The organism is Microbulbifer sp. ABF4_143, from assembly GCF_056160225.1.
This window is the reverse complement of record NZ_JBSWWT010000013.1, coordinates 37,380-57,766: the sequence shown is the minus strand read 5'-3', so window position 1 is coordinate 57,766 and position 20,387 is coordinate 37,380. Positions and strand designations below refer to the sequence as shown.

At 64.3% G+C, this 20,387-nt stretch carries 19 protein-coding genes; 3 read left to right on the top strand and 16 right to left on the bottom strand.

The features are described 5' to 3' along the window. Positions 1–144: 144 nt before the first annotated feature. The 13 genes from ACXAF3_RS11780 to motA form a co-directional block, all read right to left on the bottom strand. Positions 145–846, bottom strand: coding sequence for an RNA polymerase sigma factor FliA (locus ACXAF3_RS11780; RefSeq protein ID WP_475112500.1), 702 nt, complete (start codon positions 844–846; stop codon positions 145–147). Positions 847–1,076: 230 nt separating this feature from the next. Further along, positions 1,077–3,149, bottom strand: a complete 2,073-nt coding sequence (flhA, locus tag ACXAF3_RS11775; RefSeq protein ID WP_475112499.1) for a flagellar biosynthesis protein FlhA — start codon at positions 3,147–3,149, stop codon at positions 1,077–1,079. Between the two features lie 22 nt (positions 3,150–3,171). Beyond that, positions 3,172–4,308 (bottom strand): flagellar biosynthesis protein FlhB, encoded by a 1,137-nt coding sequence (gene flhB, locus ACXAF3_RS11770; RefSeq protein WP_475112498.1) that lies wholly within the window; start codon positions 4,306–4,308, stop codon positions 3,172–3,174. A 180-nt stretch (positions 4,309–4,488) separates the two neighbouring features. Beyond that, positions 4,489–5,184, bottom strand: coding sequence for a protein phosphatase CheZ (gene cheZ, locus ACXAF3_RS11765; protein WP_475112497.1), 696 nt, complete (start codon positions 5,182–5,184; stop codon positions 4,489–4,491). A gap of 25 nt (positions 5,185–5,209) precedes the next feature. Beyond that, positions 5,210–5,596: a chemotaxis response regulator CheY gene (gene cheY, locus ACXAF3_RS11760; RefSeq protein ID WP_475112496.1), complete on the bottom strand. Its 387-nt coding sequence runs from the start codon at positions 5,594–5,596 to the stop codon at positions 5,210–5,212. Positions 5,597–5,622: 26 nt separating this feature from the next. Further along, positions 5,623–7,377 (bottom strand): methyl-accepting chemotaxis protein, encoded by a 1,755-nt coding sequence (locus ACXAF3_RS11755; protein ID WP_475112495.1) that lies wholly within the window; start codon positions 7,375–7,377, stop codon positions 5,623–5,625. A gap of 123 nt (positions 7,378–7,500) precedes the next feature. Then, positions 7,501–8,556 (bottom strand): protein-glutamate methylesterase/protein-glutamine glutaminase, encoded by a 1,056-nt coding sequence (locus tag ACXAF3_RS11750; RefSeq protein WP_475112494.1) that lies wholly within the window; start codon positions 8,554–8,556, stop codon positions 7,501–7,503. A 122-nt stretch (positions 8,557–8,678) separates the two neighbouring features. Then, a complete protein-coding gene (locus tag ACXAF3_RS11745) occupies positions 8,679–9,539 on the bottom strand; it encodes a CheR family methyltransferase (protein WP_475112493.1) in 861 nt (286 codons plus the stop codon). A 5-nt stretch (positions 9,540–9,544) separates the two neighbouring features. Further along, positions 9,545–11,212, bottom strand: coding sequence for a methyl-accepting chemotaxis protein (locus ACXAF3_RS11740; RefSeq protein ID WP_475112492.1), 1,668 nt, complete (start codon positions 11,210–11,212; stop codon positions 9,545–9,547). 6 nt (positions 11,213–11,218) lie between these two features. Continuing rightward, positions 11,219–11,716 (bottom strand): chemotaxis protein CheW, encoded by a 498-nt coding sequence (locus ACXAF3_RS11735; RefSeq protein ID WP_475112491.1) that lies wholly within the window; start codon positions 11,714–11,716, stop codon positions 11,219–11,221. Continuing rightward, positions 11,713–13,767 (bottom strand): chemotaxis protein CheA, encoded by a 2,055-nt coding sequence (cheA, locus tag ACXAF3_RS11730; protein ID WP_475112490.1) that lies wholly within the window; start codon positions 13,765–13,767, stop codon positions 11,713–11,715. The genes ACXAF3_RS11735 and cheA overlap by 4 nt, the downstream gene beginning before the upstream one ends. 2 nt (positions 13,768–13,769) lie before the next feature. Next, a complete protein-coding gene (gene motB / locus ACXAF3_RS11725) occupies positions 13,770–14,627 on the bottom strand; it encodes a flagellar motor protein MotB (RefSeq protein WP_475112489.1) in 858 nt (285 codons plus the stop codon). Between the two features lie 5 nt (positions 14,628–14,632). Then, positions 14,633–15,496, bottom strand: coding sequence for a flagellar motor stator protein MotA (gene motA / locus ACXAF3_RS11720; protein WP_475112488.1), 864 nt, complete (start codon positions 15,494–15,496; stop codon positions 14,633–14,635). Between the two features lie 320 nt (positions 15,497–15,816). Here motA and ACXAF3_RS11715 point away from each other — a divergent pair, with 320 nt between their 5' ends. Together ACXAF3_RS11715 and ACXAF3_RS11710 are read left to right on the top strand one after the other, a co-directional pair. Next, complete coding sequence (locus ACXAF3_RS11715; RefSeq protein ID WP_475112487.1) at positions 15,817–16,509, top strand: glycerophosphodiester phosphodiesterase family protein; 693 nt, start codon at positions 15,817–15,819, stop codon at positions 16,507–16,509. Then, positions 16,493–17,698 carry a glycerol-3-phosphate dehydrogenase/oxidase gene (locus tag ACXAF3_RS11710; protein WP_475112486.1) on the top strand — a complete coding sequence of 402 codons (1,206 nt, stop codon included), beginning with the start codon at positions 16,493–16,495 and terminating at the stop codon, positions 17,696–17,698. The genes ACXAF3_RS11715 and ACXAF3_RS11710 overlap by 17 nt, the downstream gene beginning before the upstream one ends. 19 nt (positions 17,699–17,717) lie before the next feature. Here the strand turns inward: ACXAF3_RS11710 and ACXAF3_RS11705 are convergent, their stop codons facing one another. From ACXAF3_RS11705 to ACXAF3_RS11695, 3 genes are all read right to left on the bottom strand, one after another. Continuing rightward, positions 17,718–18,137 carry a DUF5991 domain-containing protein gene (locus ACXAF3_RS11705; protein WP_475112485.1) on the bottom strand — a complete coding sequence of 140 codons (420 nt, stop codon included), beginning with the start codon at positions 18,135–18,137 and terminating at the stop codon, positions 17,718–17,720. Positions 18,138–18,166: 29 nt separating this feature from the next. Next, complete coding sequence (locus ACXAF3_RS11700) at positions 18,167–19,021, bottom strand: hypothetical protein (protein ID WP_475112484.1); 855 nt, start codon at positions 19,019–19,021, stop codon at positions 18,167–18,169. 436 nt (positions 19,022–19,457) lie between these two features. Further along, positions 19,458–19,667, bottom strand: coding sequence for a hypothetical protein (locus ACXAF3_RS11695; RefSeq protein WP_475112483.1), 210 nt, complete (start codon positions 19,665–19,667; stop codon positions 19,458–19,460). A 570-nt stretch (positions 19,668–20,237) separates the two neighbouring features. On the opposite strand from ACXAF3_RS11695, the gene ACXAF3_RS11690 reads away from it, so the two are divergent. Then, positions 20,238–20,378: a hypothetical protein gene (locus tag ACXAF3_RS11690; RefSeq protein WP_475112482.1), complete on the top strand. Its 141-nt coding sequence runs from the start codon at positions 20,238–20,240 to the stop codon at positions 20,376–20,378. Positions 20,379–20,387 lie beyond the last annotated feature (9 nt).

Sequence of the window (20,387 nt, the reverse complement as noted above, 5' to 3'; positions counted from 1 at the left end):
CCGCCGGCCATCGGCCGGCGCGAGCCTGCGAAATACCAGCAGATTCGCGTATCTGCGCCAGTATTTCGCGGGCGACAACAAAATATATGAGGATTCATGTATTTTATTGTCAGCTTAATAATACGGCGCAGCGATGTGCCGCCGCTATTGCGCCGCGAGTTTCGCCCGCAAGCGCTTGATCGCCTGGCTGTGCAACTGGCACACGCGGGATTCGGTAACACCGAGCACTGCACCTATTTCCTTCAGGTTCAGCTCTTCCTGGTAGTAGAGCGCCATCAACAGTTTTTCCCGCTCCGGCAGTGCCTCGATGGCCTCCACCAGCCGCTCGCGCTGCTCCCGGTCCACCAGGGCGGCGAAGGGCGACAGCGGGCCCTCGGCGCCCGCCTCCGGCTCGCCGCTCTCCGCCACCAGTTCCTCGTAGGGCAGCAGGTGACCGCAGTTGGTGTCGTTGAGCAGCTGCCGGTACTCCTCCAGCCCCATCCCCATTTCCGCGGCGATCTCGCGCTCGCTGGCGGGGCGCCCCAGACGCTGTTCCAACTTGTACAGCTGCTGCTCCACCGCGCGCGCATTTCGGCGCACGCTGCGCGGCAGCCAGTCGCGGGTGCGCAACTCGTCGATCATGGCACCGCGAACACGCTGGCTGGCAAAAGTGGAAAAACTGGCGCCGGCGTTGGGATCGAAACGCTGCAGCGCGTCGAGCAATCCCAGGGTGCCGGCCTGGATCAGGTCGTCCAGGTCTATGCCGGAGGGCAGCTTCACCTGCAGGGCCAGCGCCTGGCGCCGGACCATGGGCAGATGCTGTTCCAGCAGTGCGTCTCGTTTTATTTTTCCCTGTGCCGTATACATTCGATTCCCCGGGCAATACCTCGGCTATCACTTCTCGTGTCTCGGGCGCCGGCAAGAAACCAATACCGGCGCCGATCCATTATTTGCGGTGGAAAAAATTTGGAAGCGGGGAAAAGAAGGTCTTGTTAGCGGCTTTTTTGCCGTTAGCGCCCACCCGCAGTCTTGCCCGGGTTCCCACAACCGGACTTGCGAAGACTTCAGGCAGGCTTTTGAGCTGCCCGCGCCAAGTCTCAGGTCGCGCCGCCGATCAGGTTGGTGACGCGCAGGTGGCGGTCGTCGGGAATCTCCGCCTGTGACAGCACCGCCATTTGACGCAGGCGCCGGCGCAGGAAATGTGCCAGCAGCGGACGCAGGTTGTGCGGCACCACCAGTACCGGCGGATCGCCGGCGGTCTCCTGGCGCTCCAGGGCCGCGGCGGCCTGGGCCATCAGGGTATCCGCCAGACCCGGCTCCAGGGCACCGCCGCCATCCAGGGCCTGCGACAGCACCTGCTCCAGGCGGTCGTCCAGACCGATAACGCGCAGCTCCTCCCGCCCCGGGAACCATTGATGGGTGATGGCGCGGCCCAGGGCGATACGCACCCGGGCGGTGAGCTCGTGGACATCCTGTTGCTTGCCCTCGCAGTCTGCCAGTGTGTCGAGGATGCTGCGCATATCGCGGATGGGCACTTCCTCGTCGAGCAGGTTTTGCAGTATGCGCTGCAGCACCGTCAGCGATACCACCTTGGGCACCACCTCCTCCACCAGGCTCTTGTTGTCGCCGCCCAGCTTGTCGAGCAGCTGCTGCACCTCCTGGCGGCCGAGCATCTCGGCGGCGTGGCGGTGCAGCAGGTGGTTGAAGTGCGTGGCCACCACGGTGCCGGCATCCACCACCGTGTAGCCGTAGGCCTGGGCCTGTTCGCGCTGCTCCGCGTCTATCCACACCGCCGGCAGCCCGAAGGCCGGGTCTTCGGTCGCGTTGCCGGCCAGTTCTCCGGTGACCTGGCCCGGATTGATCGCCAGCCACTTGCCCGGGAAGGCCTCGCCGCGCCCCACCTCGGCGCCCTTAAGGGTCACCACATAACTGTTGGGACCCAGTTCCAGATTGTCGCGGATATGCACCACCGGCGGCAGAAAGCCCAGCTCCCGGGCGAACTTCCGGCGCACGCTCTTGATGCGCCCCAGCAGCTCCCCCTGCTGTCGTTGGTCCACCAGCGGAATCAGGCGGTGGCCCACTTCCAGCCCCAGGGTGTCGATCAGCTCCACGTCGTCCCAACTGGCCTCGGGGGCCTCCTGTTGCGGCGGCGCCTCCGCCTGCATCTGCTCCTCCGCCAGGCGGTCGTCCCGGCGCCGGCCGATAAACCAGGCCAGGCCGCCCAGGGCAAGGGTGAACAACAGGAAGACGAAATTCGGCATCCCCGGCACCAACCCCAGCAGGCCCATGACGCCGGCGGCGAGGAAAAGTACCCTGGGATTGGTCAGCAGCTGCTCGATCATCTGCTGGCCCACGTCCTGGTCGGTGTTGACCCGGGATACGGTGACACCGGCGGCGGTGGAAATCACCAGTGCCGGAATCTGCGCCACCAGGCCGTCGCCGATGGTCAACAGGGTGTAGGTGCGCGCGGCGTCGGCAAAAGACATGTCGTGCTGCATGGTGCCGATCAGCAGGCCGCCGATAATATTCACCGCCATGATCACCAGGCCGGCCACCGCATCGCCGCGCACGAACTTGCTGGCGCCGTCCATGGAGCCGTAGAAGTCCGCCTCCCGCGCCACCTCGGCGCGGCGGCTGCGGGCCTCCTCCTCGCCGATCAGGCCTGCGTTGAGGTCGGCGTCTATGGCCATCTGTTTGCCGGGCATGGCGTCGAGCATAAAGCGCGCACCGACTTCGGCGATGCGTCCGGCGCCCTTGGTGATCACCATAAAGTTGATCACCACCAGAATCAGGAAGACCACCAGACCCACGGCGAAGTTGCCCCCCACCAGAAACTGGCCGAAGGCCTCGATCACCTTGCCGGCGGCGGCGCCGCCCTGGTGCCCCTCCATCAGCACCACCCGTGTGGAGGCCACGTTCAGGGCCAGGCGCAGCAGGGTGGTGAACAGCAGCACCGCCGGGAAGGCGGCGAAGTCCAGCGCCCTCAGGGTAAACATGCTGACCAGCAACACCATCAGCGACAGGGCGATGTTGAAAGTGAAAAACATGTCCAGGGCGAAGGGCGGCAACGGCAGTATCAGCATCGCCATGATCAGCAGTATCAGTACCGGCCCCGCCAGCACCTTGCCGTCTGGATTGCCGAGGCTGCCCATACCCAGATACCGGCTCATCACATTCACTGAACTCTCTCCATCATTTCTTTGGCTCCATCTCTTCGGGAACCGGCAGATTGGCCGGTTTCTCGGGGAAGGCGCCGTCGCCATCGCGGGCGCGGCGCAGGCGCATGGCCCACGCCAGCACCTCGGCCACGGCGGTATAGAGCTGGCCGGGGATCTCCCGGTCCAGATCCACGTGGCGGTAGAGGGCGCGCGCCAGCGGCGGCGCCTCCAGCAGCGGAACGCCGCTGTCCGCCCCCAGCGCGCGGATGCGCGCGGCCACGGCGTCGACGCCCTTAGCCACCACCCGCGGCGCCGCCATACTGCATTCGTCGTAGCGCAGGGCCACGGCGTAGTGGGTGGGGTTGGTGACAATGACATCCGCCTCGGGGACCTTGCTCATCATGCGGCTGCGGGCCATGGCCTGCTGCTGTTGGCGGATGCGACCCTTCAACTGCGGATCGCCCTCCGTCTCCTTGTGCTCGCGCCGGACCTCCTCCTTGCTCATGCGCAGTTTTTTTGCGTGGCTCCACAGCTGGTAGGGCACGTCGAGCAATATCACCACGACCAGGGACAGCACCATGAGCCCGCAGGCCTGGGCCGCCAGCTGCAGCGCGGCCGCGAGGGCTTGCTCCCTGGGCATGTCCATCAGGGCCATAAATTCGCCGCGCCTGGCCATCAGGAACGTGGCCACCACGCCGCCCACCAGCAGTGACTTGGCGATGGCCTTGGCCAGTTCCGCCAGCGCCTGCGAGGAGAACTGCCGCTTCAGGCCCTTGAGTGGATTCAACTTGGAGAACTGGGGTTTGAGGGACTTGGCGGAGATCAGAAAACCACCGAGCAGGTTCGGGGCCACCAGTGCGACTGCGGCCAGCAGCAGGAACAGAGGCAGCAGCGAGAAGAGGGTACGCGCCCCCAGGTCGGCGGCGCTGATCAGCATAACGCTCGTGTCGAACGCCTGCCGGCGCTCGAACAGGAAGGACTGCTCCATAACCACGCCCACCTGGCCGAACAGGCGCGGCCCCAGGGCCCAGAGGCCGCCGACACCGCCCGCCAGCAACAGCACCGTGGCCAACTCGCGGGAACGGGCCACCTGCCCCTCCTCGCGGGCCTTCTGCAGGCGCCGGGGCGTGGCCGCTTCGGTCTTTTCCTGATCTTCGCTGTCGTCGGCCATGGGGCACTCGGCGGTTGTTCGGGTGCCGGCCATTGTCGGCCAGGGCCGCCGCGGCCAAAGAGGGAATAAGAGGGGCTTCGGGGCGCTTATTCCGAAAAAGCGCCCCGCGTTTTTTTGCCAGGGGGCGCTGATTCAGGGGCTAGCGGTGGCATGTCGCGGGGCCGTGACTCGGCACCGGCCTCAGAAACCGAGCTCGTCGAGCAGATCATCCACCTGATCCTGACTGCTGACGACATCGTCGCCGCCCTGGCCGATCTGCGGGCCGTTGATCAGAGAGGCCTCCTCGCGCTTGCGGCAGTCCGCGGCGCTGCCGTCCTCGAGGCGCCGCTTCAGGGCCTCGCGCTCCTCGCCCTCGGGCACGCTCTCCAGCAATACCTGCAGCAGCTGGTGCTCCACTTCCTGGATCACATCCATCATTTTTTTGATCACCTGGCCGGTCAGGTCCTGGAAGTCCTGGGCCATCATGATCTCCAGCAGTTCCTTGCTGGTCTCGCGGGCCATAGCCGGCACCGATTTCAGGTAGCTGCGGGTGTCTTTGACCAGCTCGCGGGCCTCATCCAGCTCTTTCGGGTTTTCGAACCAGGCCTGCCACTGTTTGTCGAGGGCCTCAGCGCGGGACTCTATCTCGCCCTGCAGCGGCTGTGCCCTGTCCACCGCATTGAGGGCCCGCTCCGCCGCCTGCTCGGTCATCGAGGCCACATAGTTGAGCCTGGCGCGGGCATCCGGGATGGCCTTGGCCGCCTTTTCCACCTCCTTGTCCAGGCCCAGTTCGCGCATACTTTCGCGCAGCATCCGGGTGAGCTGCCCGATGCGTTGAATCAGGTCGTCGTTGGGGCAGCCTTCCGGAGCAACCAGTTGCCGTGCCTCACCACTCATAATCTTTTCTCCTCAAAGGTGGGCCCTACTTCCCCAGCTTTTCGAAAATCTTGTTGAGCTTTTCTTCCAGGGTCGCGGCGGTGAAAGGCTTAACGATATAGCCGTTGGCACCGGCCTGGGCGGCCGCCACTATGTTGTCCTTTTTCGCCTCGGCGGTAACCATCAGCACCGGCAGGGCCTTGGTGGTCTCGTCGGCGCGGATCTGCTTGAGCATGTCGAGGCCATCCAGGTTGGGCATATTCCAGTCCGATATCACGAATTCGAAATCACCACCTGCGAGTTTGGAAAGCGCCTCCTGGCCGTCCTCCGCCTCCTCCACGTTGGTGAAACCCAATTCTTTCAACAGGCTGCGGATGATGCGACGCATGGTGGGGAAATCGTCCACCACCAGAATTTTCATACCTTTATCCATTTTTGTACTTCCCACTAGGTCTTCGATTAAAACTCTTCCCACTCGTCTTCGCCTGCGGCGACCGGCTCGCGACGCGGCTCGTCCGCGGATCCGGTGGCGCGGTGCGCGCCCCGGCGCTGTGTGGCGCTCTCCTCTTGGGCCTCTTCGGTGTCATTGGCTGCAGGCGCCGACACCTCATCGACGCTGCGCTCCGGGGCAACCGCCGTGGACTCCGCCTCGGCAGAGAGGCGGAACACGGCCACCGCCTCTTCCAGGCGTCGGGCCTGCTCCTCCAGAGACGCCGCCGCAGCGGTGGCCTCTTCCACCAGAGCCGCGTTTTGCTGGGTGGTCTCATCCATCTGGCTGACCGCGCGGCTGACCTGTTCGATACCACTGCTCTGTTCCTGGGAGGCGGCGGAAATCTCGTCCATGATGTCGGTCACCCGCTTCACGGCGGCCACGACTTCTTTCATGGTCTCGCCGGCTTGGGCCACCAGGTCGGCCCCCTCCTCCACTTCACTGACGGATTTCTCGATCAGCGCCTTGATCTGGCGCGCGGCGTCGGCACTGTTTCCGGCCAGGTTGCGCACCTCCCCGGCCACCACGGCGAAGCCGCGTCCCTGCTCGCCGGCGCGGGCCGCCTCTACCGAGGCATTCAGCGCGAGGATGTTGGTCTGGAAGGCGATGGAATCGATCATGCCGGTGATCTCCGCCACCTTGCGTGAGCTCTCGGTGATGCCCTGCATCTTGGCGGACACCTGTTGCATCACCTCGCCGCCGCGGGTCGCGGTGCCGGACGCATCGTTGGCGAGCCCGCTGGCCTGCCGCGCGTTGTCCGCGTTCTGTTTCACCGTTGCGGTGAGTTCTTCCATGCTGGTGGCGGTCTCCTCGAGTGAGGCGGCCTGCTGCTCGGTGCGCGCGGACAGGTCGGCGTTGCCGCGGGCAATTTCCGAAGAACCGGTGTAGATGGAATTACTGCCGGCGCGCACCTGGGTGACTATGCTGCCGAGGCTGTCCTGCACTTCGCGCATGGCGCCAAACAGCTTGCCGATCTCGTTGCGCCCGTGGTCACTAATCGGCTGCGACAGGTCCGCCTGTGCAATGCGCTGCAGGTTGTCCACTGCCTCGCCGAGAGGCCTTACCACGGTGTTGCGCAACAGCAGGTAGATGAGCGCCAGGATCAGCAGGATTACCGCCAGCACGGCTGTGCCGATGCTGCCGTAGTGATCACTCTTATCGCGGAAGTCGGCCATGATCGCGGCGCTGTCCTCGCCCGCCCGGTCCAGATAATCGAGCAGGGCCGAGTTCAGATCATCGTTGAGAAAGCTCACGTCCTCCTGTACTTCGCGGAACCCCTGCAAGTCCGGCCTCTCCTGCCGCAGCATCTGGTATTGGGCCTGTATCTCGCCGAGGAGCTCCGGAAAGGCGGCGGCCAGTTTGCCGAATGCCCCGGACTCCCCCTCGGCCCCTTCGGTTTTCTCCAGGGCGGAAAATTTTTCGCCTGCGCGCGCCAACAGGGGGCCGGCCTCGTCCAGGTAGGTGCCCGCGCTCAATTTGCGCCCGGCGCCCAGCTCCTCGGCGGCCAGATTCATCTCGATGCGGCCCTGGTTGAGCAGGGTGATGGCTCGGAAGATATCGTGCAGCTCATGCACGTTGATCCGATGCAGGGAGCGGATGGATTCCTCACCCACCTGGCTGGTGCTGATGCGCAAAGCGGCCAGCCCCGCCATCAGCAGGGTGCAGCACACCAGCACTCCCGCCACTATCGCGTTGATATTGAGATTCCGGATCAGCTTGGTCATGGGCGGCGTTTCCTCCTCGTCCGTCCTCGCAGGGATTCTTGGAAACCTCTGAATAGTTCCGCGATACCTCTGACTTTCTGAGGCATTGCGGAATTATTCAGAGGTTCCCTTGTTGCAATTTTTCTAAACCCGCTGTGCGCGCCCCGAGGCCGCGGCCAGCGACATCATGCGCGCGGCCACATTCTCCAGCGCCACGACTTCGTCGGCTGCGCCCAGGGCCACTGCCTCGCGGGGCATGCCGTATACCAGGGATGTCTCCTCATCCTGGGCCAGTGTCGGCGCCCCGGCTTCGCGCATGGCCAACAGGCCGGCGGCGCCGTCCCGACCCATGCCGGTAAGCAGCACACCTATAGCGTTGCGACCGGCTTTCTGTGCCGCCGAGTGGAAGAGCACGTCTACCGACGGGCGGTGCCGGTTGACCGCCGGCCCCGAATCGAGCCGCACCAGGTAGTTGGCGCCACTGCGATCCAGTTTCAGGTGGCGATCGCCGGGGGCGATATAGGCGTGCCCCGGCAGCACCCGCTCGCCGTCCTCGGCTTCCTTGACGCCGATGCGGCAGAGTCTGTCGAGCCGCTCGGCAAAGGAGCGGGTAAAACCCGCCGGCATATGCTGGGCGATCAGTATCGCCGGGCTGTTGGCCGGCAGCGGCTCGAGCACCTGGCGGATCGCCTCGGGCCCACCCGTAGAGGCCCCCAGGATCACCAGCTTCTCACTGGACACCAGCACCGGTTTGAGCCCTCCGGGTGATGTCCGCTGCTGCGCGCGCCGCGGCCGGGCGCGGGCAGCGGCCCGTATCTTGTCGGCGATCAGGGCGCCGTATTCGAGCATGCCGCTGCGAATGCCCATCTCCGGTTTCTGCACGAAATCCACCGCACCCAGTTCCAGGGCTCGCAGGGTGATCTCGGAGCCGGCGCGGGTCAGGGAGGAGACCATCAGTACCGGCATGGGGCGGAGCCGCATCAGGCGCTCGAGGAAATCCAAACCGTCCATGCGCGGCATTTCCACGTCCAGGGTCAGCACGTCCGGGTTGTGACGCTTTATCAGGTCGCGCGCCACCAGTGGGTCCGGCGCCACCGCCACCACTTCCATATCCGGCTGGCTGTTGATGATTTCGCTCATCAGGCCGCGGATCAGCGCCGAGTCATCCACGCACAGAACTTTGATTTTTTCCTCTGACAAAATCTGTTCCTCCTAGCGGTGCCACGGGCGCCGCGTCACTGTTTATTCATCGGCAGCGGGGCGCGCCGCTTTAGCCGGCTCCTGAAAAACCATGCCGCAATGGGCCAACAGATGGTCTTTCCTCACCCCAGGGTGTAAACCGTCTGGCCTCGCAGGCGGAAGCGGTCGCTGATATGGGAAAAACTTTCCGAGTGGCCGACGAACAACAGGCCGTCGTGTTTCAACAGCGGCGCAAAACGCTCCAGGATGCGCGCTTGGGTGGTCTTGTCGAAATAGATCATCACGTTGCGGCAGAAGATGGCATCGAAGCGCTGGTTTATCGGCCAGTCGCCCCGGACCAGATTGAGCCGCTCGAAGCGCACCCGCGCAGCCAGTTCCGGGCGCACGCGCGCGAAGCCGGTACGCCTGCCGCTGCCTCTGAGAAAGAAACGCCGGATGCGCTGCTCATCCAACTGGCGGCGCACCTGCTCCAGGGAGTAGATGCCCTGCCGCGCCCGCTCCAGAGCCTCGGTGTCGATATCCGTCGCCAGCACCTGAATATCCGCGCCCTCCCCCAGAGACTCCACCAGTGTCATGGCGATGGAATAGGGCTCCTCCCCGGTGGAAGCACCGGCGCTCCACACCCGCGCCGGTCCAGGGCGTCCGCGAAAATGCTCGGCGAGCAGCGGGAAGTGATGCGCCTCGCGGAAAAAAGACGTGAGATTGGTGGTGAGCGCGTTGGTAAACGCCTCCCACTCGGGGCCGCCGGCGCTGCGCTCCAGTTCCGCCAGGTAGTCGCCGAATCGGGTCAGGCCCCGCTGCCGCACACGCCGGCCTATACGGCTGTACACCATGTCGCGCTTGTGATCGGCCAGCACTATGCCGGCGCGCTGGCCGATCAGCTCGCGGATACGGGCAAAATCGCCGTCGGTGAGCACCAGATCCCGCTGCAGCGGGGCCCCCTCAGCAGGCGCGCGAGCGGGGCCGGAAACAGTTGAACTCAAGACCATCACTCCGCTGGCAACAGGGCCGGCGCGCCGGCTTCGGGAAACCTATGGCTGCCCGCGCGCAGCTCCTCTCGCCCAGCCCCCTGCAGGCGAAAAACGGCGGTGGCCTGGGCGAGCAGCTCAACACGCGCCCGCAGGGCGGCGGAGGCGCGGGCCGAGGACTGTACGCGCTCGGCATTCTGCTGAGTCACCTCATCCATCTGTGCCACTGCCTGATTGATCTGCGTGAGGCCGGTACTCTGCTCGGCGGAGGCCGCGGATATCTCCTCCATGATGTCGCTGACCCGGGTCACTGTATCCACCACGGACGCGATTGAGGCCTCGGCCCGGCGCACCAGCCCGGCACCGCTGTCGATCTCCCGCGCGGAGCCGTCGATCAGGCCGCGAATCTCCCGCGCGGCATCGGCGGAACGGCCGGCCAGATTGCGCACCTCCTGGGCCACGACCGAGAAACCTCGACCGTGCTCGCCGGCGCGGGCAGCCTCCACGGAGGCGTTGAGGGCGAGAATATTGGTCTGAAAGGCGATACCGTCGATGGTCTCGATAATCGCCGCCATCTTCTGTGAACTGGCGGTGATACGCCCCATGGTTTCCACCACCTGCCGCATCGCATCGCCACTTTCGCGAACGGTGCGGGAGGCGTCGGCGGCCAGGCCGCTGGCCTGGCGCGCATTGTCCGCGTTCTGGCCGACGGTGGCGGTCATCTCCTCCATGCTCGACGCCGTCTGTTGCAGAGAAGCGGCCTGCTGTTCGGAGCGGGAGGACAGATCCTCGTTGCCGGCGGCTATCTCGCGCGCCGCCGGCGCGACTACGGCGATACTGCCGTTGACCTCGCTGACGATACTGCCGAGGCTCCTGCGCATAATGTCCAGCGCCGCGGCCAGGTGCCCCACTTCGCTGTGGACCCGCTGTGGCGGGCGCGCCCCCAGGTTGCCAGCGGCGATCTGGATGGTGAAGGTCTCCGCGTCGCGCAGCGGCCGCAATACCGCACGCCCGGCGCCAAACGCCAGCAGGGCCAGCAGCGGTGTGCCCAGGGCGAACAGGGCCAATTGGCCGCCGAGCAGGGCCGTGGACACCTCCCCGGCAGAGGCGGCGGTCAGTGCCCGCCAGCCGAGGGCGCTGCTGCCGGCGAGCAGCAGCGCCGCGGTGCCGGCCAGCATGCCCAGACGCACTTTGAGAGAGGCGAAATTAATGCGGTCGAGCCTGCCGCGCAGACTGCGCGATACCAGGCGCCCGCGATGGAGGGCCAGGTGGCGGCCGCGGCCTTCGCGCAGCGCCCGGTAGTCTTCGTCCGCCCGCGCCACTGCATCCCGGTCGGCCTTCAGGCGCACCGAGACATAGCCCACCGTGCGGCCGTCTTCGATCACCGGGGTGACATGGGCCTTGACCCAGTAGTAGTCGCCGTTCTTGCGCCGGTTCTTGACCAGGCCTATCCAGGTCTCGCCCCGCTTGATGGTGTCCCACAGGTTGGCGAAGGCCTCCCGGGGCATATCCGGGTGGCGCACCAGGTTGTGCGGTGCGCCGACCAATTCTTCGCGGCTGTAGCCGCTCACTTCCACGAAGGCCGGGTTGGCGTAGGTGATATTGCCGCGCAGGTCGGTGCGCGAGATCAGGAAGTGGTCGTCGCGCAGGCTGTATTCCCGGTTGCTGACCGGCTGGTTGTTGCGCATCGGCGACTACTCCCCAGCCTCTTCCACCAGCGCCATCTCCTCGCTGGTAAGCAGCTTCTCGATATCCACCAGCACGAGCATGCGCTCCTCCAGGTTGCCCAGGCCCTCGATGTAATCCAGCGGCAGGCTGACGCCGAACTCCGGTGCCGGCTTTATCTGCTCGCCGCCGAGGGTCATAACATCGGAGACGCGATCGACGACGATGCCGACAACACGCCCGGCGATGTTGACCACGATCACCACCGTCTGCTCGTCGTACTCGGCGCTGGAGAGGCGGAATTTGATGCGCAGGTCCACGATCGGCACTATCACGCCGCGCAGGTTGGCGACGCCCTTGATAAAGTCCGGGGCGTTGGCGATGCGGGTTACATTGTCGTAACCGCGGATTTCCTGCACCTTGAGGATATCGATGGCGTACTCTTCCTCCCCCAGGGAGAAGACCAGGAATTCCCGCTCGCCACCCTCGACGGCGGCGGCATTTTCCAGTGCGCTGGCATTGCTCATAACGGTTCTACCTCCTGTTGGCGCCGGGCCGGCTCGCGCGACCCGAATATGGGGTTTTCTTTCTTGCTCAGGCTGAGCCGGTGTAGCTCGGCGATGTCCAGAATCAGGGCCACGCTGCCGTCGCCGAGGATGGTGGCGGCGGACACGCCCGGAACCTTGCGGTAATTGGTTTCCAGGTTCTTGACCACCACCTGCTGCTGGCCGATCAGTTCGTCTACCTGCAGGGCATAGCGGCGCCCCTCGCCCTGTACTATCACGGCGATGGCCCCGGTCGGATCCTCGGTGGCGTCGCGCACGTCCATGGCCCGGTGCACCGCCACCAGTGGCAGATAGTCCTCGCGCACCTTGAGCAACAGGTCGTCGCCGGCCATGGAGTAGAGATCCTCCGCACGGGGCTGCAGGGATTCGATCACCGCGCTCACCGGCAGGATGAAGGTCTCGCCACCGACGCGCACCGACATGCCGTCGAGAATCGCCAAGGTCAGCGGCAGCACTATGCGGGTGGTGGTGCCCTGCCCCGACCGGGAGAGGATCTCCACATGGCCCCCCATGGTCTGAATGTTGCGCTTGACCACGTCCATACCCACACCGCGGCCCGATACATCGCTGACGGCTTCGGCGGTGGAGAATCCGGGGGCGAAGATCAGCTGCCAGACTTCGTCGTCGGCCATGTTGTCGGATACCGCCAGGCCGTTTCCGCGCGCCTTGGCGAGTATTTTTTCGCGGTTCAGACCGCCGCCGTCATCGCTCACCTCGATCAGGATGTTGCCGCCCTGGTGGCGGGCGGACAGGGTCAGGCGGCCACAGCGCGGCTTGCCGGCGGCGGCGCGGCGCTCCGGCGTCTCTATGCCGTGGTCCAGGCTGTTGCGCACCAGGTGCGTGAGCGGATCGATAATGCGTTCGGTGAGTCCCTTGTCCAGTTCGGTGGATTTGCCCTCGGTGACCAGCTCCACCTCCTTGCCCAGCTTGCCGGCCAGGTCGCGCACCAGGCGCGGAAAGCGGCTGAACACATAGTCCATCGGCACCATGCGCACCGACATCACCGCCTCCTGCAGATCGCGGGCGGTGCGGGCGAGCAGGTTGAGACCGTTGACCAGTTTGCCGTCCCTGATATCGCCGGATTCCGCCGCTACCTGGTTGAGCATCGACTGGGTGATGATCAGCTCGCCCACCAGGTTGATGATCTGGTCCACCTTGGTCACCGGCACGCGAATCGAGGTGGACTCGCCGCCCCTTGCGGCGGTGTTCGCCGGCGCGGCGGCCCGGCCCGCCGGCGCCGTAGCCCGCGGCGCCTGTTCGGCGGCTGTGTCGGGGCGACTTTTCTCCGCGGGCGTTTTCTCCGCGGCGGACTGATCCGGACCCAGCGGGCGGATCTCCAGCTGCTCCGGCTCAACGATAAAGCACATCACCGCCTCGATATCGTCGCACCCCAGGGAGGTGGACAGGGTCACCTCGTAGCGCTCACCGCTACCGGACTGCGCCTCTATCCGGCCCAGCTGTCCCAGCTCCTCGATCAGCAACTGGCGGTCCTTTTCCGCCACCCCCAGCAGTGCCACCGAATAGCGGCCATCGGCGGCGGAAGCGGGCTCCGGCTCCGCCGGTGGCTGCGCCGCAACGGCTGGCACCGGCTGCGGCTTTTCGCCATCCACATCGGCCTCCTCACCGATTTCCTCCAGGGCCAGCTGCCGCAGCGTCTGGCAGATCCGCTCCAGCGCCTCGGGATCCGGCTCGGCGCCCTGGCGATAGGCTTCCAGTTGGTCGTTCAACATGTCTTTGGCTTCCAGAAAGGTGTCCACTATGTCGCGACGCAGGGCCAACTCGCCGCGGCGGGTGTAATCCAGCAGGTTCTCCAGCAGGTGGGTGGTGCGCTGCAGCGCCTCGAAACCGAAAGTTCCAGCGCCGCCCTTGATAGAGTGGGCCGCGCGAAAAATGGCATTCAGCTGCTCCGGGTCCGGGGCATCCACGTCCAGCTCCAGAAGATGGGATTCCATCTCCGCCAGAAGCTCGCCCGCCTCCTCGAAAAAGGTGTCGTAGAATTCCGTTATATCCATCTTCACTCACGCATTGGGTGTACTCGGGGCCGGCTGCCGGCCAGAATCCTCGCCGCCGCCTGCTCGCTGAGCACCGTTAAGGTGATCCGCCGGTTCACCGGGTCGCCGGGGGCACTGCCCGGCAGCGGCACGCGATCGCCCATGCCGACCACGCGCAACAGCTTGGTTCCGTCCAGGCCGCCGGCCGCCAATTCCCGCCGCGACGCGTTGGCCCTGTCGGTGGACAATTCCCAATTGCTGTAGCCGGCATCGCCGGTGGCGTAGCTGAGGCTGTCGGTATGGCCGCTGATGGCCACCCGGTTGGGCAGTTCGTTAAGCAGTGGCGCCAGGGTGCGCAACAGGTCGCGCATATAGGGCGCCACCTGGTCGCTGCCGAGGCGGAACATGGGCCGGCTCTCGGTATCCAGCAGCTGTATGCGCATCCCCTCGGGTGTCATTTCGAAACGCATCTGCTCGCGCAGGTCGCGCAATTCCGGATCCGCCTCTATTACGGTCTCTATGCGGTGGCGCAGTTCGAGCAGACTGCGGCGCACCTCGTCCGGCAACCGCTGGGTGCGCAGATCGACCCGGGCCCGTTCCCCCTCCGCATGGGCGGGGTCCGGGCCGCCGCCGGGAATCACACTGGTGCTGGCACTGTCCCGGTCGCCATTGCTCAGGGCCACCGCCAAGGGGGTTCGGAAATACTCGGCCAGCCCCTGCAGCTCCCGCGGCGAAGCGGTGGAAATAATCCACAACACCAGGAACAGCGCCATCAGTGCCGTCATCAGGTCCGCCAGGGCTATCTTCCAACCGCCGCCGTGATGCTCTTCACGCCCCTTGCGCGGGCGCCGGACGACGATGCGGCGTTCGACCTTGCTCACCGGCTTCACACGCTGGACAGACCAGCGCGCACATGGCCCTCGAGCTCGCCGAAAGTGGGCCTCTCGGCGGTATCCAGGGTCTTGCGGCCGAACTCCACTGCCAGCTGCGGCGCGTAGCCATTCAGGCTGGCCAGCAGGGTGACGCGCACACACTGCAGTATCTTCACCACCTCCCCTACCTGGCGCTCGATACGGCTGGCCATCGGGTTGACGAATCCGTAGGCGAGCAGGATGCCCATAAAGGTGCCCACCAGGGCGTGCGCGACCATCACGCCGATTTCAGCGACTCCGGAATCCGCCGAGGCCAGCGCTTTCACCACCCCCAACACCGCGGCGACTATGCCGAATGCGGGCAAACCGTCACCGACCTTGAGCAGCGCATCGGCGGGTATGCGGGCCTCGTGTTCAAAAGCCTCGATCTCATGGGTCATCAGCTCGTCCAGCTCCAGCGGGTCCATGCTGCCGCTCACCATCAGGCGCAGGTAATCGGTGATGAAGCCCATGATTAACGCGTCTCGGAGAATGCGCGGGTGCTCGGCGAAGAGGGGGCTCTCCTCGGGATTTTCGATATCCTTTTCGATGCCCATGGCGCCCTCGCGACGCATCTTGCTGAGCAGCTTGTACTGCAGCGCCATCAGGTCCATATAGGTCTCTTTGTTGTACTTCCCGGTGCGCCTGAGCCTGGACAGGGTGCGCAGGGTAGCCTTGATCGCTTTGCCGTTGTTGCCGGCAATAAACGACCCCAGTGCCGCCCCCACGATGATGAGTATCTCCATCGGCTGGTACAGCGGCCCCAGGCTCCCGCCGGACAGGGAGAAGCCGCCGAACACCGACAGGGCGACAATGATGAACCCCAGAAATATCAACACGACCGGCATCCCTCCGCTAACACATTTACTGCCTTTAGCGTCTCTATCGGCGGCCAAGGGCCGGCCTTGAGGGTGCAGCGGCAGAAAAAGGTCGGGTATCGGGGCGCGCGAATGTGTCCGCAATCGCGGGATCTGTGGCACGCGGGCACAGCTCCCCGCCGAGGCTCGAAGCAGCCACTTCGCCTTGCAACATCACCGCCACAGGCTATTTTTTCCTGTAGGACCGGCCGCTGTAGCCCGTCCTGGATTCAGTGGATCTGCGAGTGCCCCGCCACTCCCGTCAAGACGACAATAACGCCGCTTATCCGGACCCGACTCCCATGCTGATTGCGCACCGAGGCGACAAGACCCGCCAGCCGGAAAACACCATCGCCGCCTTCGAGGCCGCGCACGGCCTGGGCGCCTGCGCGATAAAGACCGACATCCGTTTCAGTGCCGACGGCACCCCCTGGTGCTTCCACAGGGACACGCTGCCCGGCGCCAAGCGCGGCAGCGAGCGGCATTTTCACGCGTTCAGGGATCGCGAGCTGCGCGAGCAGCCCATCAACACCTTTATCCAGCTCGTGGACTGGGCCAGCTGTCACCGGCACCTGGACTGGTTTGTCGAGATCTCGGGCGGGTGCCTGGCGCACACCGGCACCGAGCGGGCGGTGGAAACCCTGGTGGACCTGATGCGCAATGAGTGCGCCTCCTTCGCGCTGCTGGCACGCGATCACCGCAGCCTGCGTATGGCGCGCAGCCTCGGCTGCCACCAGGTGGCGCTGAAGGTGGACAGCGTGGCACAGTGCCTGTCGGCGGAGGTCGTGACCCTGGCGCCGGACTACCTGCTGATCCGGGACAGCCGCGTCGAGCGCAGCGAGCTGCCGCCGGGCCCCTGGCAATGGGTGGTTTACGAAATCAATTCCGCCGAGGAGGCGGTGCGTTGGCGCGCGCGCGGCGCCCACCACATACTCACCGGCAATCTGCCGCTGCTGATGCGCTCCCGGGAAGCCAGCGATGTCTACGGATTTTGACGTCCTGGTGGTGGGGGCCGGTATCCAGGGCGCCGGGGCCGCCGAGGCGCTGGCGATGGCCGGCTACCGGGTGGTGATTCTGGAGCAGATGGGTATCGCCGCGGCCACCTCGTCCCGCTCCTCCAAGCTGATTCACGGCGGCCTGCGCTACCTGGAGAGCGGCCAGTTTCAGCTGGTCTACGAGTGTCTGCGCGAGCGGCGCTGGCTGCTGGAGCACAAGCCGCAGCTGGTGCGTATGGTGCCCTTCTACATCCCCGTCTATCAGCACAGCAAGAGATCCGCGTGGCTGGTGCGCCTGGGCCTGACCGTCTACGCGCTGCTGTCCGGCGTGGCCCGCCGCCACTCCCGCTTCCGCGCCCTGCCCAGATCCCAGTGGCAAAACCTCTCCGGCCTCAACGGCGACGATCTGGTGGCGGTCTACCGCTACTACGATGCGCAGACGGACGACGCGGCGCTGACACGCAACGTGGTCGAGTCGGCTCTTTCCCACGGCGCCCGGCTGATCTGCCCCGGCAGCCTGGTGGGCGCGGAACTGACCTCAAACGGCGTGCGCGTCGACTATTTTGCCGACGGTCAGTTGAGCACCCTGCGCACCCGCGCACTGGTCAATTGCAGTGGCCCCTGGGTGGCGCACACCAACGCGCGCTGTACGCCGGCGGTGCCGCTGCCGCCGATCGATCTGGTCGCCGGCTCCCATATTCAGCTGCCGATGTTCCTGGGCGAGAAGATTTTCTATCTGGAGGCGGAGGACGGCCGCGCGGTGTTCGTGATGCCCTGGCAGGGCAAGACCCTGGTGGGCACCACCGAGCGCCGCTATGAGGGGGATCCCCGCGATGTGGCGCCGACCCGCGAGGAGCAGAGCTACCTGCTGCGCACGGTGCAGCGCTACTTCCCGCAGGCCCGCGCGCTGCAGTTTCGGGATATCTGCGACAGCTTTGCCGGCCTGCGGGTATTGCCCCAGGGCTCCGGCAGTCCCTTCTCGCGGCCGCGGGAAACGCTGCTCTGCTGCGACAACGACAGGGCGCCGCGGATACTGGCGGTGGCCGGGGGCAAGCTCACCAGCTACCGCGCCACGGCGCGCAGGATACTGAAAAAGTTGCGGCCGACGCTGGAGGAAGAGCATCGGAACGGCGGCGGTCAGCCGAGGAATCGACCGGCCACCGTCTCGGAAAAAGAGCGCAATCTGTAGTCCGCCCGGCGGCGCGCAGCTACTGCCTGGCGAAATAGGCGCCCGACTTTTTCTCGACCGAGTCCGGCACAAGGCCGCCCCACTCGGTGATCAGCGCCCCGGAATCGGGGGCGGCGCGCAGTGTCAACAGCGGCTCGCCCACCTGATAGACCTGCACCCCGTAGAGATTTTTCACATCGCCGTCGCCGTAGGAGCGGAAACGGACGACCGCCGCCTCGTCAGTGGCATCGAGGGTACAGACAATGCGCGTATCGGACTGGTAGCCGGTGATATCGAGCAGACAGAGATCCGCCCCGAGCTGCAGGCGGTACTCCACCAGCATCGCCGCCCCGCCGGGATCCTCGCCCAGGTTTTCGCTAAACCCGTAGACACCGCGCCAGTCGGCTCTGGACTGGCAGGCGGCGACGGAAAGCAGTAGTGCGCAAAGCGCTGTGATCAAAAGTCTTTTCCGCATATTCATCTCACTTCTCAGCCCAGATAGCCTTTCTGCAGCCCCTTTTCATACTTCTGTCTTACCTTGATGGAAATTTCAGCCGGCGTTATGACACCATCTTTATTCTTATCGAATCCGGAGTTCTGTTCATAGGTCTTGGCCCCGCGGCGGAACAGCGGGTCGCTCGGTTCCATACCTATCGCCGCCGGATACAGGATCGCCATATAGATGTCCTCCAGCGTCTTCAGCCTGCCCTTGTAGGGCCGGAAGTATTTTTCGACATAATCCAGCTGTTTTTCCGCCGTCATTTTCGCCAGCGCTTCGGTTGTCGTTCCCAGGCCCTTGGCGGTTCTGGGCATAAACTGGATCAGGCCGGTGGCGCCACTGCCGGCTGCGTTTTTTATCGAAGGGCTGAAGGTTTCACCGGTTTCGAAAGCCATGCAGGCCATCAGGAAATCCGGAGAGATATCGAGGTTCGCGGCTATCTGCCGGACTCTGGTCTTGAAGGCGCCGGAAACCTTGGCCCCCCAGGCGATGGCCCCGGCAGCGGGACGGCTGGCTGCCTCGGGAGCGCGGGGACTGCTGCCCGGCGGATGTACGGAAAAAGCGCCGCTGAAATGGGCGGGCGTATCCTCCGCATAGCGCGCCAGACTGCGCCAGGTCCTGCCACCGGCATCCACCCGGCCATCGGGCCTGGAGAAACCGACAACATTCCGCTGGAAGTCCTTGATGCGGTTGATCGTGTTGGGGCCGATCAGGCCGTCCACCGCCAACAGCGCCCAGGGGATACGGGTGGCCCTGTTTAGCAGCTCCTGTACCAGCCTGACATCCTCGCGGAGATTTCTGCCCCGAAAACCCACCGATCCGCTCAGCTTGACGAGAGTCTTCATATCCTGCTCCCTGGAGATTCTGACGGCACCAAGTGTAAAAAATGGCGGCGACTGCGAACATGCGTCTGTTCACAAAACCATCGCGCGGCACCCTGCCGCCAATGCGCCCCACCGGTGGCACTGGCCAGAGGGCCGCTCGGTCGACTATACCTTTCGTCACCGGGCCTGGTCCCTCTGGATCCAAGCAGCGGATCCAGGGGAACAGGCCCTAGTGCGTCTAGCGATGGGATCGGGATAATATGTACCCAGTTCCGAATAAAGGATCGCCGCGCCAGTGCCGCGGATCCGCTGTAACCCGAAGTCGAGATATGCCTGACCACCCCACCCACCGCTTCTGCACCGCCCCGCTGATGGATTGGAGCGACACACGATAAAATCCAACAAAAACAATTAGTTAAAAGTCGCCAATACAGCTTGTACCACCCTAGTACCAGCCTTATGAAATTTTCGGATCATTCTCCGCCCCATTCAGTCTGAAAATGACCCCACCCAGTCGCGCCAGCACGGCCTCGGCAATGGTTTCCGTCACCACTACCAATTTGTCCGGTTCCTGCTTAAAGCGCTGCAGTGCAGAAAGCTGTTCCTCGACCAGAAACTGCATCTCCTGCACTTCTTCGGTGAACTCCACGATATCAACCTGTCCCATCCCGTTACTCCATTTTCTGTTGGTTGATGCCACCCTATCAGCGATTTCAGATATGCAACCTCGCTTGCAGTAGGTGTGCAATTTGGCACGCTGTTCATTTTTTTGTGATATCCGCGCTGCCAGGGGAGCGGAAACAAATCTAACCGAATACTGTATATTTATACAGTATTGACCTAGTATGGAGAGTTCCAGAACTGCGCCCAAAGCCTGAGTACAAATTCTGTCGCAGAATGGCATTCCTAAGCAATTAATCGCAACAGGATAATTAACTATCGACAGCGAGACTTTCTCGCATCTGAACGTAGTGATTGATCACATTGCGCGTTCAATTGACCACAACCTGTATGTTTTTGAAGCATTTTGTAAATGAGAGACCAGCGAAGTTTGCATGCGCAGAGCCGGTTTTCGAAAAAAATGCGAACTCGCCCTAAAAAGCCAAACCATGGCAAACGGAATCATCCACTACCAACTCAAAGGTGGGAAAGTGACTTCCTCTAAATTTTCACTGTGATAGACAGCGCAGGCATGCTGGGTAAACTAGCAAGTCAATCTAGGGATAAGAGATAAAAAATGAGACTGTTGATTGTGGCCGCCGTGCTGGCGGTGGTTTCCGGCTGTACCGGCCAATTCGTACCAAAACAAACCGTCGATAAGGTGGGGCTGGCGGTGATGCAGCGGGCCGGGGAAATTGAGATGGTGACGCCGCAGTAAGCGGACGCC

Excerpts from the sequence above, each read along its gene's own strand:
- ACXAF3_RS11735 (WP_475112491.1), bottom strand. The coding sequence starts at position 11,716 with ATGAGCAATGCCAGCGCACTGGAAAATGCCGCCGCCGTCGAGGGTGGC.
- ACXAF3_RS11700 (WP_475112484.1), bottom strand. The coding sequence starts at position 19,021 with ATGAAGACTCTCGTCAAGCTGAGCGGATCGGTGGGTTTTCGGGGCAGA.
- ACXAF3_RS11755 (WP_475112495.1), bottom strand. The coding sequence starts at position 7,377 with ATGACCAAGCTGATCCGGAATCTCAATATCAACGCGATAGTGGCGGGA.
- ACXAF3_RS11715 (WP_475112487.1), top strand. The coding sequence starts at position 15,817 with ATGCTGATTGCGCACCGAGGCGACAAGACCCGCCAGCCGGAAAACACC.
- ACXAF3_RS11690 (WP_475112482.1), top strand. The coding sequence starts at position 20,238 with ATGAGACTGTTGATTGTGGCCGCCGTGCTGGCGGTGGTTTCCGGCTGT.
- cheA (WP_475112490.1), bottom strand. The coding sequence starts at position 13,767 with ATGGATATAACGGAATTCTACGACACCTTTTTCGAGGAGGCGGGCGAG.
- flhA (WP_475112499.1), bottom strand. The coding sequence starts at position 3,149 with ATGAGCCGGTATCTGGGTATGGGCAGCCTCGGCAATCCAGACGGCAAG.
- flhB (WP_475112498.1), bottom strand. The coding sequence starts at position 4,308 with ATGGCCGACGACAGCGAAGATCAGGAAAAGACCGAAGCGGCCACGCCC.
- ACXAF3_RS11780 (WP_475112500.1), bottom strand. The coding sequence starts at position 846 with ATGTATACGGCACAGGGAAAAATAAAACGAGACGCACTGCTGGAACAG.
- cheY (WP_475112496.1), bottom strand. The coding sequence starts at position 5,596 with ATGGATAAAGGTATGAAAATTCTGGTGGTGGACGATTTCCCCACCATG.
- ACXAF3_RS11695 (WP_475112483.1), bottom strand. The coding sequence starts at position 19,667 with ATGGGACAGGTTGATATCGTGGAGTTCACCGAAGAAGTGCAGGAGATG.
- ACXAF3_RS11710 (WP_475112486.1), top strand. The coding sequence starts at position 16,493 with ATGTCTACGGATTTTGACGTCCTGGTGGTGGGGGCCGGTATCCAGGGC.
- cheZ (WP_475112497.1), bottom strand. The coding sequence starts at position 5,184 with ATGAGTGGTGAGGCACGGCAACTGGTTGCTCCGGAAGGCTGCCCCAAC.
- ACXAF3_RS11740 (WP_475112492.1), bottom strand. The coding sequence starts at position 11,212 with ATGCGCAACAACCAGCCGGTCAGCAACCGGGAATACAGCCTGCGCGAC.